We start from the raw sequence: 13,627 nt of genomic DNA, 5'->3' as shown, positions 1-13,627 counted from the left end.
TGTCGTTCAGTCAAACCCAACACCTGAATCCCTGGCCGCCCGTCGCGGCCCTTCCATCCAGGGTTGATCCATGTTTTCCCGTAAATCCTTAATGTTTCGATCCCGTGCAGCGCGCAACGATTCTGCACTGACTCCGTCTGTCAGGTCGGCCCTCAGGCTGTGGCTGAATGCCCCCTCAATCGCGCTGCCGAGGCTGGAGGAATTTCCATAGCGAAAAGCCGGGGAGGCCGTGCTCATTGCGTTTTTAACTGCGGTGGTAGTCTGGCTTTTGGCCATCCCCAGCGCTTTGGCAGGGGAAAGGGGAGGGTTGGCAATTTCACTACCTGATGGCAGTCGGGGGTTTTCCACACCGTTGTAAAGAGCGGTATCGCGCCAGTTTCCTTTTTCGCTGTCGCTCGCACCAGAAACAGGACGCGTGTTTTCTTGTGAACCAGTCAGTTTGTTGTTGCCGGTTGAAGTAAGCGTTGGCATAGCCCGTTCAGTCGCAGCGGCATCACGGTTGCGGAATTGATAGCTGTCTTCTTTCAGGGCTAGGGATACAGTTGCTCTTAACGGCGTTCCCTCGGGGGAGAAAAAGTCCAACGTCTCATCGAACCTTTCCAACAGCCCTACAAACTCGAATGCTCCCCACTGAAAAAGGCAGCGACTCGGTGCCTGCCTGTCTTCTGTGTCTTCGTTGAGGAGGTCTCCGGGCTTCATGAACCGGTCGGGAATTTTTCGGGTTAAAAGCCGAACGTCCTGGCTGGACTGCTCTCCAACATAGTCATCGGGAAGGGTAGTATCAAAAATCAACTCAATGCTGAGATTCGAAGAGCTGGATGAAACATATTGAGCTGCTTTACCAGATTTTTGCTGCTCACCGGTATTCAATGAATTGGAGAGCCCAACCTTCAAACTTGTAGGATTGAATTGCACGTCTACCGCGTTTTCCAGGTCGGGGCTATTCTCTTTTCCGGATACGGGTATCAGCCTGCCTCTTTCAGGTTGCTTCATTGCGAGCCCTCCGTTGCAGTTCCCGAACCGGGGCTTGGAGTTCTTTTCAGTTCCAGCCCTTCATGTACCAGATGCAGTTCTTCAATAGCTACCTGGCTTGCCGTGGCGTTCATGTCAGGTCCTTTGAATCGCGTCGCCAATACGCCAGTAAGCTTCCAGGTCATTACCGGGTTGTATTCGTACCCTCCACTCTCTTTAAGAGGGTTACCAAGCAGAATGATTTCTCCGTGCATACGGTAGCCGTAGTTTGCCCCTCTAGTGGTAATATCGAACCAGCTCCAGAGGTCGTTTACGTGTGTAACCCCGCGCTTCAGAACCATTGGAGCAAATCGGGTAACACCGCTTCTTTGATGCTCACCCCAGTTGCGGCCGCCTTCAGCAATGCTTCTTGGTTCCATGGTTAGCTCAAAACCGGAAACTTCGCTGAAGGACCCACTGCACAGAAGATCGCCGGAACGGCTATCATGCAGGTTGACGAGAAAGCGAAAAGGTACGAATTCAGTCATTTTTCAGCTCTCCCTGCCATTCGCCGAATCGGTTGGTGAACGTAAGGCGAATCCTGTCGATGGGCAACGAGGGGGCCAATATGACTTCGATGAGGATCACTCCCTCCTGGCTCTGTATTTGCTCTATGTAAAACGCCTCTTCCGGGAGCCCGCCTCGAAGTGCACCTTGACGATGCAGTTGGCGCAGAAAGTTTTCCAAAGCCAGCCTGGGAGCAGAATCACGGTGGTCAGCGCGAAACACCAGGCGTTCGCCCAGTTGTTTTAGTTGGCGACGCAGGTGGCCCAGAAACCTCATGATCTCGGCGCTTCTGAACGAGTCATACCTGTCCTGCTGCTGGAAATAACTGTAGTCGTCAGGGTGCAGCGCGGGAACAGCGAGACGCTCATCATCCAACATCACGCCCTGAGGTTTGCGGGTTAACACACTGATTCCCGGATTATTCCTCAAGGCCGTTTGTGAGGGGATCGACTGTAGCGGGAAAGGCTCGCCGCTGGTGACCAGAACCTGGCCGGCAATGGATCGCCAAGGGCCCTGAGTTTGAGCCACTCTGGATTGTGCACCTGCAAGCACTCCACTGGGGCTTGAAAGTTGGCCGTCGGCTCGGGCCAGGTAGGGGAAAACAAACTGCAACTGCCGCAGCCGGTGGCCACTTGGGCTATTGGCTATATTGCGGATTTTATTCAGAGCCTTGTCGCTGACTGCAGGTATCTGGCGATCCTGATCATAGATCAGTGAGACTGGCCACAACCATTGTATGTCTGGGCGGTGCTGATTCAGCCATGGCAAGATACCCTTCAACAATACTTCCGTTTCGAGGGGTTCGCTGAGCAGTGGCGACGATGGTTGAAAGCTACTTTCAGAACCCGGTAGTGAAGTGGAGCAGGGTATGAATTGCACAGATTCGCTGGTATAGGCCGGTGCAGGTACGCCCGGAAGTTTTGCCGGAATTTGCAGGCGTTCAAGATCCGGTAGCACTATCAGTCCAACTTCGGATATCACCAGAAGCGACGCGATGCCGCGTAAAGAGCCTGTGTTATGAAGTGCCACTCCAGGGTCGGGAAGAAATGCTTGGTGGTCATTCTCTTCCGGTACAGCAACTACCCATAAACGGGAGCCGCCATTGGCGAAAAAATCATCGACACAGCCTGGTAACCAAGCGTTTGATCCTGCCAGAGTGCTTCGGTAGCTGGTTGTGGCGGTTGCGGCATCCGGGAATATGTCATGAAATTCTGCACTGGAATTTAGCGGGATTGGCAAATGGAAAATAGCTTCGTCCGCCGTCTCCAATTGAGCGAGCCTGCTATCAAACCCGGCAGATCGGATTGCACTGATCGCCTCAGGGAGAGCAAAAAGTCGTTCTTTACGCACTCTCCCGGGGCAATGACCCGCCATACCACACGCCAGAACCGGAGTATGGTTCTGGTGGGGGCGAGGGGTTAGCTCAATCCGGGATGCCAGCAAGGTTTGCATAAGGCAATCTAATCCTGGGTGATGTGTTCAACTGCAAGCACCAACTCTTCGATGGCTACATCGCTACCACCTTTTGCAGTCAGCGTTGGCCCAGTCCATTTAATGGGCATTGCGTTGATCAGCTTCCATTGGACTGCTAACTCGCCATGGTTCTCGCTCATTAATTTGATCACCACGTTACGCTTGGCAGTCACATCACCGGATCGCACCTGGTCCAGCCAGTTATAAAGGTTTTCTGCGCCAATCACTCCACGCTTCAAGGTGATATCACCGGATTTGTGGATGGCAGGAACCTTGGTAACGTAATTTGATTTATGGTTACCGGCCCGGTATTCGGCGACGGTTACTTCCATGTTCAGACCGGAAACTTCGGAAAAGCCACCGGCTATCTCAGTTTCACCGGCGTCTGAATCCGACAGATCAACCAAGTAGTTGAAAACGCCGTATGGGGTTTCTCTGTACTGTGCCATATCGCGATCCTTCTTGAAGATTCAGGTGAGCAGTGTCGGGTGGTTCCGTTTGAGCCCTTGTTTATCAACTATCGGCAGTTTTCTGGCCAACCCGGAAGACAACGAACTCTGCTGGTTTAAGTGCAGCTGCGCCGACTTCACAAACCAACCGGCCATTGTCCAGATCGTTCTGAGTCATGGTGCTGCGATCACAACGCACGAACCAGGCCGTTTTTTCGGAACCAAGCAGGCGGCCGTTGCGCCACTCATTGAAAAGGAAAGCGTCCACCGCATTGCGCACGTTTTCCCAGAGCCGTTCACCGTTGGGCTCAAACACAGCCCACTGGGTGGACTTTTCAATGGAGCGCTCCAAGTACAAGAAGTAGCGCCGTACACTCAGGTACTTCCATTCGGGATCATCAGAAAGGGTCCGACCGCCCCAGACCTGGTGGCCTCGGCCAGGGAATGAGCGAAGGCAATTGATACCGGTGGGATTCAATAGCTCCTGCTGGAACTGATTGATCTCCTGCGCAAAGCGCAATGCACCGATAACAGGAGTGTTCGCAGGGGTTTTATGCACTCCGCGCTGAACATCGGTATAGGCGTAAATGCCTGCGATAAAGCCTGCGGGTGGCACATTGATTGTCTTGCGGATACCCCGCGGATCGGAGATCACTACCCATGGATAGTAAAGTGCAAGCCGGGAGTCATTGAAATTGGAGCGGAACTCCCGCACTTCAGAAAGCGCCATGGATTCCCTGCTGTCTACAATACCAATGCGGTAACGCATTCGGCGGCAGTGCTTTTGCATTTCTGCCACCACGGCCTGATGCTGATCCGCATCGGCTGCCGCAGCCGGGGCCATCACAATGGATATATCTTCCACTTCTTCCAAGGCGGCAAATCCACTACTGCCATTCACTTCATCGGTTGCACCGCCGTAATGCAGTGCCTGAGGCGCGTCGCCGTCAGAACCGCCTTCAAGGGTAATCAGAAAACGAGGGCCTTCAACTGAGAGGCCGCTGGGATTCATGGCCTCTTCATCGAACATGTTGTAAAGAGCTGGCAGCACCTCACCGGCGGAAATATCATCCGCAAATTCGCAGGCTACCGGGCTGGTGAGTTGGTCGTTTCGGGAATCCGGTTCTGAGGGAAGTATGTGCGGAAGACCGTTATCCGCATCATGGGCAGTAGAGATTCCGCTGTAGGTGTGAACGATCGGCCCGTCTGGCCCGCCGCTGTGTACAGCAATGTCAAAGGTTCGCTGAACCATTACTGCTTGCACAGTGTCCGCAGAAGCAGCAAGGGCGGCCAGTGGCAAATCAATATTGCTGTCGACCCCCTCATTCAGTTCGCTATTAATCTGGAAACTGGTTCCTTCAGTATTGATGGCACCTAGCAACGTGTTCCGATCACCCCAGTGATCACCTTCATAAAAGGCACTTAGGTCAGTTGGTGCTGAGAAGCTAAGCGCGCCGAAAGCGCCACCATCAAGACTGCCTGATGCCGGCTGGCGAATACTGACCCTTGAGAAACGCAACGATTCGGTTTTATCGCGTGACAGTCCGGCAGATTCCAGAAGGGCCTCTCCTTCCGCATTCGTCTCGAAAGAGGCTGGATCAACAGGGGCGTCGTCTTTATCGGTAATCTGGCAGAGGTTCTGATGTATCGCGTAGGCTGTATCGGATACTCGCCGTACCAGCGCGCGGATGGTTACAGGGAAGGCGCCATCAGCAGGGCTAGCCCCTGATCGGGCTGAACTTGTAACTCCGGTGGCTTCAAGAAAGAGGACTTCGTCAACTGCGGGGCTTGAAACTGGCTGTATTTGCAACAGGTTTTCGCTGTCACGCCAATCAAACTCCAGAGTGAAGTTACCCATAGCACCTGGAAAACGGCTACTGAAAGTGACGTGGTTGTCGGTGTCGCTGGCAATACCGAAGCTGTTGTCGGGATCCGGAAAATTCCCCGTGCGGGCTACGTAAAGCAGCTTTCCACCATTATCGAAGAAGGACTTTGCAGCGATGGCGGTGTAATTAAGCGTGTGCTTTCCACCCAGAGTCAGATCCTGGATGTCACCATAAATCCGGCGGAAGTCGGCAAAACTGGTTACAACCTCAGGGCGGCCCCGAACTGGCCCGAACCGTGTAGGCCCGACCATGGCCGCAACACTGGTGCTGACTCCCTCAATGGAGCGGGAACGAAAACTGACTTCCTCAACAAAAACACCCGGTGCCAGATAGTTAGACATGCGCTTCTCCTTACAAAAAGATAAGGAACCGGCAGGGTGGGGGACTTGCCCGTAAGCTAAGCCAAAGAGGGCAATCCGTTTTCCAGAAAAACTCTGACTGGTTCCATTTTACAGCCGTTATAACCGTTTACTTCTGGTACAGGTGATGGACGTCTGTTTACTCCCTGACCTTCACCATGTAACCGAATGTACCTAAATGTGTATGTATGTGTATATGTGCTATTTGCATACACTTACCTGACAACAAGGACATTTAAATGACCAGATTCCGTATTATTTAATTAACAAACAATCAGTTATAACTTGCGCAAGAGTTATGAAGGAGTGGAAAAGTTTAAACGAAATGTTTGCGGCTACTGGTTTTACACCTGGCTGGTGTCTGGCCGGGGTTGAATGCCAGTCATATGCTTGCATTACACACATAACCGGTCTTTACTCGAAAGAGTATAAACAACATGACTCACTGTTGGCGGCAGGGGAAATGAATATGACAACCAAAACCGCAACACGCCCAACTCTGAAGTACTTCAAACCCTCAGAGTTCCGCAACTGGTATTCCTTAATGAGCACCGATCTTTTAGTAAAGCTCGACGCCTTTCGCGAAGCTTGGGGTGCACCGGTTCGGATAAGCCCGGCCTCAAAAGGCATTGGTCGACACGATGGTCCAAACGGCACCAGCCAACATAACGTCGACAGGTGGGGTGAAGTCCGCGCAGTTGATGTGTTTCCGCTGATTGAAGTTCGTCCGGGCGACTACAGCTACATGGAAAGCGTCACTGATCGCCAGCGCGCTTACGACACAGCCAAGCAGGTAGGCTTCACCGGCATTGGTCTTTACACAGATACCCAGCCTGGCAACATGCTGCACGTTGATATCCGAGAGAGAAAAGGTGACGGCCAGGTCGCCATTTGGTCACGCGTGGCAGGCAATTACGAAAGTATTTACGACGTACTGGCATGAACTTAACAAACTTAAAGTAGAATCCGGAATAGATGGCAGATTCTGATTTCCACCCGAAGTACTATACCGAACGTCGTTCTTACCCACAGTTACTACTGCGCATAATGTATATTATGTTAAATTGATTATGTTGTGCCATGAACCAGAGACCAAATGGTGATTAAACTTTGGAGTGAAATGATTCAACTTAGAGGAAACCGCCCTATCCTCATATTTTCATGGAGAAAATTGTCGAGTTAGGCGACATCGCCCAACAAAAGGTCAGTCCAAAGACCTTGGCTTCGGTTTAGGGAGCGGCTGTTTTTCTGCGCTTTACCAAGTCTTCTCGCCAGATCTTCAGAGACTCAATATCGGTTCGCAATTCAGGTTCCTCTGGGATAAAAGCAGGCATCTCTTGGGATTGACTGTGTTCGAAACACGAATACTTCGTCATCAGATCATCGATGAACTTGCAGTCTTGCGCCTCGATGTGAATAAGGCCTTCCAGGCGGTTATCAGTAGTAATACTTCGGCGGTGGCGTTTGACAACCTCGTTCAAAAGATCATCTTCAACGGTCTGCTCAAGTAGTTTTCGGAAATCACTGCATATTCCTTGCGCGAATTGGGTGTATGCCTCCCTCCCAGATTGCTCTCCTGCTTTCTTTGCATGGTGCAATCGAGTCAAAAGGATATTGTTGGCAGCTTTTGTCTTGGCGTTCCACGTCGCTGGATCCACAGGATGTCCGGAAATTCCACCGTACGCTTCGATGCATAAAGCTGTGTAGTTTGCATTTTTCCAATTCGAACCCAACTTCTTAGCCACATCCTCCATAGTGCCAAAGAGAGATAGGCGATGTGTGAAAACAATTACTTGCCGATCTCTCGCCAAGCTAGCGAGTCTTTGAGCCACGTGCCATTCGTAATCTTGGTCAAGAGATGAAATTGGGTCATCAAAGATAAATGGCGCGGTTTGCGGCTTTTCCGAAACATCAGCGAGAAACGCTGCTAAAGAAACAATTCGCCGCTCTCCTTCGCTGAGAACAGCATCAGGCATTTCTTTTTTCTGTGCGTTTTTCAATTGCAGTTGATGAAGAGCGGTTCCACTTTTAACGCGAGTTTTAGCAAGTTCAACTTTGAGCCGTTTGGCACCCAACCTTGTTAGCTCGTCATTAAAACGCTTCACGTATTCCTTGGTAATTGCCAGTTCTGAAATCTCGCCCGCTTTTCGGGAAATTTTTGTCGGGTTGAGCTGTGCTTTCCAGCGCTCATAGATTTGAAAGCGTTGCAGTCTTTCAATTTCTTTACTTACTGCCGATCCTTGCGCTGAAATCCATTGCTTCGCCTCTAGGTCCAATTTAGTTTTTTGTGCCTGTTGCCGGTCGAAATTCAACGCATCTTGATCATACTGAGCCGCTTCGCCCGCTAGGTTTTCAGAATAGGCCTTCAGATTTATTAGACTTGGCGATATGTCAGCAACTGGGGTGATGTGATGCTCAGAGTAATCAAAGAGTTGTTGCCGTGCTTTTAAGGCGGCGCTCCAGAACGACCAAAGGCACTCTTTCCAGTCCTGTCCGAATAGTCCTGCGGCTTCACATTGGGTACTTACTTCATTCTGCGTTGGGACACGTGGCAGATGTTCTAAAGCAAGCTTGTACGTGGACTCACTACTCTTTGCATCTTCTTCAAGCTTACCTTTAACGAACGTTTCGAAGTCGTTGAGCCGTTCCTGAGCATTTGCTTCCAAGGTTTGATGGCATAATATACAGCGCGCCCCATCACCGGTTACTGGAAAAACTGCTCCAGGATACGCCATTTCAGAAAAGTTTCGTGCCGCTTCCCACAGAGCTTGCCAAGTCGGTGCGCCAACTCCTTCTAGCTTCGCGGAAACAACTTGGGCGGCCTCGCTGGCAATTCTTCTCTTGCGTATCGCGTTGTTGCGCAGGATAGAGAGTGACTCTAGGCCTTCGGCACCATAAGCCAAGGCCGATTGCTCCAGGCTGGCGAGGAGGCGATCGACTTGTTCTTTCGTGGTCCGCTTTTTTGCTGCTGCGGCGCTAGGGTCACTAACATTAAGACGCTCCGTCATCATTTTTAGATCAGATTCGTTTGGCTCCGTCCAAGAGACTAGTCCCATTAGCTCCGATTTATTGAAGTTTGCAGTCAGTGATCGATAAAGTTTTCCGTAATTGGTATTGGAGTAAGCTACCGGGAGGACTGGCAGCGAGCTAATTAATTGGTTTTGCTCGGCTAGTAGTAGCTCCTTTATCCTGTTGGAGACAGACACTAAAGATTCGAACAACGCCACAACTGGGGGAATATATGAAGCGGCGCTTTCCTTGCAAAGGTAGTGCTGCGCTTCGTCAGTATCGAAAATATCGAGTGCCCTAATTCCGTCGATAGGGGTTGAGTTGGCGCTCCATTCACGGCATTCAGACTTCTCGCCAACTTGATAAGTAATCTTACAGGATTGCTCTACGGGCGTTGCAGTAAAAACATTTGGTTTCAATACAACTGCTCTGGGATTACCCGATGCTCTTTTAAGGATTCTCGTGTAGCTCGATTTTCCCGAGCCATTGTGACCATAAACTACAGTCAGGTTCCCACTTCCAAGCTCCAAAGGCACCCGAGGAGACAGGTTTTCGATTCCCTTTACTTCACTTATGCTGCTGATTCGTACTGTTTCGTTAGAATTGGATGTGAGCGCGAAGTTTTGAAAAAAGCTTTCGGTTTGATTGTTGGAAGCTGGATTATCGTCGGTTTTCAGCAGTTCGCTTACTTGAAGAATGTCGTCCTGATCCATTTCACCTTTCGTTAAAAGCCTTTTTGCTGCCTCCTGCAACCAATTCGGTTGTGTAAGGAGCCACTCTCTTATCTTGGCATGTATTTCTATCATTCGGATACATCCTTGTCAGACCGTAGACACGTTCTTGCGGAAAGTATATATGGCTCGGGCATTTTCGATGCAATCAATCAACCGAGAAAAAGATGTACTATTAGGTCGTTTGATGATTAAGATGCCGGAGTTAACTTGCATTTTGGCTTCAAGGGTAACTCTAGTCCCAGTGATTGCCATCACGGAGATCAGATTCACTTGGTAACACAACAGCGTCTGGAATTCCTTCCAAGCGTGCCCAACTTCGATTGAAAGTTTGCACAGTTTCCTCAAAATCCCACAACTTGTCGGTTGTAGCCTGAGGTCGAAAACTGTGTAGCCGAACACAAGAAACTAATTTTTCTATCGTGAACGCTGGAATCGACGCCATTACTTTTTCTGTCCTCCGGTGTTCTACGCTATTCCCCTCAAGCGTCTCTACCGCAAGATGTATAATAGACTCCTTGTCTTTTGGGACTTGCTTTACAGCTCTGGCTAGTAGCTTTTTAATATCGCGAGCTTTGCTGTTAATTGCATCCTCGGAGTCGACTATCCGGGATATCCCACAAACCCAATCAACATCCTCTATGTAACACCCTAATATATCAGCGTCGCAATCTACGACTTGGCTGCTTTTTGCAATCATCTGAACAGTCACGCAGTCTGTAGGTAGCGCCCAATCACCACCGAGGATTTCGTTTAGCGTCGGGGAGTTTTGTTTCACAAGATTTTCAGAAAAGTGTTTTTTTATAGGCCGCCAATCGATTCTTCTCGCGGAAACGGTGGCTTCTGGTCCATCAAAAACTAAAACCTCATCCTGCGATATTGGCAGGCTTTTTTCAAAAATGTCCTTCAAAAAGTTTTCAGGCAGCAGTTTTACTTCTGTGTGAATTTCGCATTTAAACCAAAGCCATTGTTTATTTTTAAAAACTACGCCTTTTGCTTTATCCCAGCGCCTTAAAAACTCTTTTCGCTCATCTTCCGCATAGTCAGAACGCCTAGATTGGCGTTTACATTCGATAAAAAGCTCGCGATTATCCTTTTTAACAAGGAGATCTGGCGTTTTTTTTCCAGGGATCTCAGCCAAAAATTCAACGTCCCATCCCTCAGCCGCATAAGAAAACGCTGTCAGTATTTCAAAAATAGTACCGTCTGGTTCAGATTTGAATTTCCCCAGCAATTCGTCAAGTTTCTCTTCAAGGCCAGTAATGCGATGCCGGTATTGGGATTTCTCACCTAGACTAGATACAAACGGAAGGTTGCGAGCCGCTTGATTTACATCTATGCATAAAGGATCGTTGAGCCATTGCTCCGCTAAAAAAATATACCAGCCGATCTCATCCTCTCTAACTCTTATGGACTTAGCGTTTTCTAAACGACGACCTTGAGGATTGGTGTTGAGAGCGCTGATAATTTTTTTCCGACGGTTATTCCACTCCCCATCTCGGAGCCTTTCTTTCAACAGTTCAAGACCAGATCGAATATGGCTATCCCTGATTTCATCTCTTCCACCTGCCGCTTCAATCAGCTCACGTTTAGATCGTGCTGTTGCCGCTGATTTTCTTTCTCTCGATGTTCCTCTTCGGCGTGCCTCACCCATAGCTGCACCTTTTTATTAGTGACTTGGTGTTCATTTTAACCTCCACTGTGCCTTTACCAACTCCCTTCTATAGCAGAAGGGATGCGTGCTCTGGGCGTAAAAAATCGAATGAATTCCTAGCGATGAGTTTCGTGATTGAAGTTACAACACTGACCTAACATTGCAAGTCTGTTAGCCTGCTATAAGCTGTTGCCTGCTTTTTCAAGGAACTGGATATGAGGAATCTCGGATGGACGCAATAGTCATAGTGGGGGTGGTAATTATAATCGGGCTAGTTCTCTCAAAGTTTCGAAATCTATCACCTTCGAAAAAACCTGCTCCCTTATCTCGAAAGTCAGGCAACAAGCATGCTCCAGCGATCAACGCACGAGAGCACGAGCGACCACAGTATCGTGATGTCCGTGGCTCATCGGATTACGGTGATGATGAAGATGGGTTGGCAACTTTCACCATTTCATTCGGACAAACAGAAGAGAAAAGCCGCAACAAAAGCCCCGGACGATGGGTATCACCTGAGGAGTCTGTAGAAGTTGCTGGTTATGAGATCGCGGGGGGGAACTTCTATTTTGGTGGCAGATTAAGTGCAACGAATCAGTATGGCTCCGAAGCGTCGTTGATTGATGAAAGCTTGGAAGTTGTACAAGCAACCTGCCGGGATTCAGATGAATCCCTGGGCTACTGGCCCAGATACAGCGGCCTGTCACCAAAATGTCGAGGTGCCTACTTAAACTGGCTCTCATCTAGGCGTGAAGATCCCGATGCCCTGCTTGGCTACGTGTTCCTTTATTTTTATGGCCTGGAACGTCGCATCATCGTTGACTCACTAGTGTCTGGTCGAGTAGACGATACAGAATTCGCAGCTATAGCTTCAGAAATACGGCGTCTGCTGACAATCTACGGGAAAAAACCAGCCTTCAACAATTATGCGTTTCGTCTTCTTGAATGGATGAAGCTTCTGCGTCCTGAGCAAATCTCCATTTCAAGTGATGAAGTAGATGAGCATAACCTCCGATTATTGTTTTCGTTGTCTGCGGGAAGACTGGTTCAGGCTGGCCAACCGATACCCGCTAAAATGGCTTTCGATTGGTTAAATTTTACCGACTTTGTTCCGAGAACTCCTGCACGTCGGTGCCGCGCTGAGTTCAAAAAACTTTTCTGCAACCTTTATAGAGAACAATATGCTGAGGGATTGAAGGTCAAACCCAACAAAACCCTTGTACAACCTTCATACCGTCCAGCTAGTGGATCTCTGTCCCAAACCACTCTTGATGAAACTGATGTGCCTGATCCTACAGTCTTAAAATCTGTAGCGAATAAACTTATTAAGTTAGCAGACGTAGCATCCGAAAAGCTCGATTCTTATAGTCGTTATTTGGGCAAGGAAGGGAACTCTCGTGATGACATTGAAGGATTACTACTGCTACCAGTTGAACTGGCAGATGTTTCCGGTTCACCCCCCCTCTCCTCTTTTGCAGAATGGGCTAATACAGTCGTTCAACAGAACCAGGGTCTAACGTCCTTCTCGGACTTCTGGTCAAAACTTTCAGACACTCCGGTGGAGAAGGTAAATAAAAGAGAAGTCGATTTCATTCAAGCAGTTCTCGACAGGACGGAGTTTGGTATAGCTCCAGATCCACGCTTTCATCATGCCAAGCCTTCACCTACTGGCAATGTGGTGTTGTTTCTTGGAGGTCATAAAGACCTTCAGGAGCCGTCAAAGACCTTTAATGAAGTGGGTATGGCTTTGCGGCTTGGAGCAATGGTAGCCAAGATCGACGATCACGTGCATAACGCGGAAGTCATCGTCCTGAAAGAACTGATTGAGAGTAAATCAAATTTATCCAAAAGCGCGAGGGCAAGCCTCCATGCATATCTTACCTGGCGATTGAACTCACCTCAGAATAGCACCAGTTTAAAGCGGCAAATTGAAAACCTCAGTGATACAGGCAAGCATGGAATAAGCAGAATCTTAGTCAGTGTCGCCTTAGCGGATGGTAATATCAGTCCAGACGAAATAAAACAAATGGAGAAACTATACACTACCCTTGGTCTAGATAAGACACTGGTTTCCAGTGATATTCATGGTTTAACGGCTACGAAATTGCCGGGGCGCGCGACGGAGGTTGCAAGTTCTTCGGAGCCTGCTAGGACTCCTGGCTTTAGGTTGGATGAAAGCGTATTAGCCCTGCATGAATCCGAGACCAAAAACGTGCAGGAAATGCTTGGGTCGATCTTTACAGAGTCCGATGAAGACGATTTGGTGATCGATGAGCCAGAACCCAAAGGAGAACTGGAAGAAAGCGATGAGGGCAATCTGGATCCCGAACATCGCAGGCTATTTGAACAATTGATTACACGAGAAAAGTGGGCCCGTGCAGAAGTTGAGTCCATGTGCGAAGTACTAGGGTTAATGGTGGATGGAGCCTTGGAAACAATCAATGATTGGTCTTTTGATCTCTCAGACGAGCCTGTGTTCGAGGACGATGAGGACATATTAGTCATGCTCGATGTCGCCGAAGACATCGCAAACCGATAAGGAGCGTTAATT

At 49.2% G+C, this 13,627-nt stretch carries 9 protein-coding genes; 2 read left to right on the top strand and 7 right to left on the bottom strand.

All coding sequences use genetic code 11. The features are described from left to right. Nucleotides 1–6: 6 nt before the first annotated feature. The 5 genes from RKA07_RS11725 to RKA07_RS11705 form a co-directional block, all read right to left on the bottom strand. Nucleotides 7–993 (bottom strand): CIS tube protein, encoded by a 987-nt coding sequence (locus RKA07_RS11725; RefSeq protein ID WP_310966397.1) that lies wholly within the window; start codon nucleotides 991–993, stop codon nucleotides 7–9. Further along, nucleotides 990–1,499, bottom strand: coding sequence for a phage tail protein (locus RKA07_RS11720; protein ID WP_200205048.1), 510 nt, complete (start codon nucleotides 1,497–1,499; stop codon nucleotides 990–992). Before RKA07_RS11720 ends, RKA07_RS11725 begins: the two co-directional genes overlap by 4 nt. Then, on the bottom strand, nucleotides 1,492–2,970 hold the full coding sequence (locus RKA07_RS11715) for a hypothetical protein (RefSeq protein ID WP_310966396.1): 1,479 nt from the start codon (nucleotides 2,968–2,970) through the stop codon (nucleotides 1,492–1,494). Before RKA07_RS11715 ends, RKA07_RS11720 begins: the two co-directional genes overlap by 8 nt. An 8-nt stretch (nucleotides 2,971–2,978) precedes the next feature. Beyond that, on the bottom strand, nucleotides 2,979–3,440 hold the full coding sequence (locus RKA07_RS11710; protein ID WP_310966395.1) for a phage tail protein: 462 nt from the start codon (nucleotides 3,438–3,440) through the stop codon (nucleotides 2,979–2,981). A 64-nt stretch (nucleotides 3,441–3,504) separates the two neighbouring features. Further along, nucleotides 3,505–5,667, bottom strand: coding sequence for a phage tail sheath family protein (locus RKA07_RS11705; RefSeq protein WP_310966394.1), 2,163 nt, complete (start codon nucleotides 5,665–5,667; stop codon nucleotides 3,505–3,507). Nucleotides 5,668–6,154: 487 nt separating this feature from the next. Here RKA07_RS11705 and RKA07_RS11700 point away from each other — a divergent pair, with 487 nt between their 5' ends. Further along, nucleotides 6,155–6,628, top strand: coding sequence for a hypothetical protein (locus tag RKA07_RS11700; RefSeq protein ID WP_310966393.1), 474 nt, complete (start codon nucleotides 6,155–6,157; stop codon nucleotides 6,626–6,628). A 286-nt stretch (nucleotides 6,629–6,914) separates the two neighbouring features. Here the strand turns inward: RKA07_RS11700 and RKA07_RS11695 are convergent, their stop codons facing one another. Together RKA07_RS11695 and RKA07_RS11690 are read right to left on the bottom strand one after the other, a co-directional pair. After that, nucleotides 6,915–9,500 carry an AAA family ATPase gene (locus RKA07_RS11695; RefSeq protein WP_310966392.1) on the bottom strand — a complete coding sequence of 862 codons (2,586 nt, stop codon included), beginning with the start codon at nucleotides 9,498–9,500 and terminating at the stop codon, nucleotides 6,915–6,917. Between the two features lie 160 nt (nucleotides 9,501–9,660). Next, complete coding sequence (locus RKA07_RS11690; RefSeq protein WP_310966391.1) at nucleotides 9,661–11,079, bottom strand: hypothetical protein; 1,419 nt, start codon at nucleotides 11,077–11,079, stop codon at nucleotides 9,661–9,663. A gap of 229 nt (nucleotides 11,080–11,308) precedes the next feature. Between RKA07_RS11690 and RKA07_RS11685 the strand changes: the two genes are divergently transcribed. Beyond that, the gene (locus tag RKA07_RS11685; RefSeq protein WP_310966390.1) at nucleotides 11,309–13,615 is read left to right on the top strand and encodes a tellurite resistance TerB family protein; all 2,307 of its coding nucleotides are present in this window, start codon (nucleotides 11,309–11,311) and stop codon (nucleotides 13,613–13,615) included. Nucleotides 13,616–13,627: the final 12 nt, after the last annotated feature.

This window comes from Marinobacter xiaoshiensis, assembly GCF_031631795.1.
Lineage (GTDB): Bacteria > Pseudomonadota > Gammaproteobacteria > Pseudomonadales > Oleiphilaceae > Marinobacter > Marinobacter xiaoshiensis.
This window is presented reverse-complemented; position numbering and strand designations above follow the sequence as displayed.

Coding starts and splice junctions, on each gene's coding strand:
- RKA07_RS11725 (WP_310966397.1), bottom strand. CDS start 993: ATGAAGCAACCTGAAAGAGGCAGGCTGATACCCGTATCCGGAAAAGAG.
- RKA07_RS11715 (WP_310966396.1), bottom strand. CDS start 2,970: ATGCAAACCTTGCTGGCATCCCGGATTGAGCTAACCCCTCGCCCCCAC.
- RKA07_RS11705 (WP_310966394.1), bottom strand. CDS start 5,667: ATGTCTAACTATCTGGCACCGGGTGTTTTTGTTGAGGAAGTCAGTTTT.
- RKA07_RS11695 (WP_310966392.1), bottom strand. CDS start 9,500: ATGATAGAAATACATGCCAAGATAAGAGAGTGGCTCCTTACACAACCG.
- RKA07_RS11690 (WP_310966391.1), bottom strand. CDS start 11,079: ATGGGTGAGGCACGCCGAAGAGGAACATCGAGAGAAAGAAAATCAGCG.
- RKA07_RS11710 (WP_310966395.1), bottom strand. CDS start 3,440: ATGGCACAGTACAGAGAAACCCCATACGGCGTTTTCAACTACTTGGTT.
- RKA07_RS11685 (WP_310966390.1), top strand. CDS start 11,309: ATGGACGCAATAGTCATAGTGGGGGTGGTAATTATAATCGGGCTAGTT.
- RKA07_RS11700 (WP_310966393.1), top strand. CDS start 6,155: ATGACAACCAAAACCGCAACACGCCCAACTCTGAAGTACTTCAAACCC.
- RKA07_RS11720 (WP_200205048.1), bottom strand. CDS start 1,499: ATGACTGAATTCGTACCTTTTCGCTTTCTCGTCAACCTGCATGATAGC.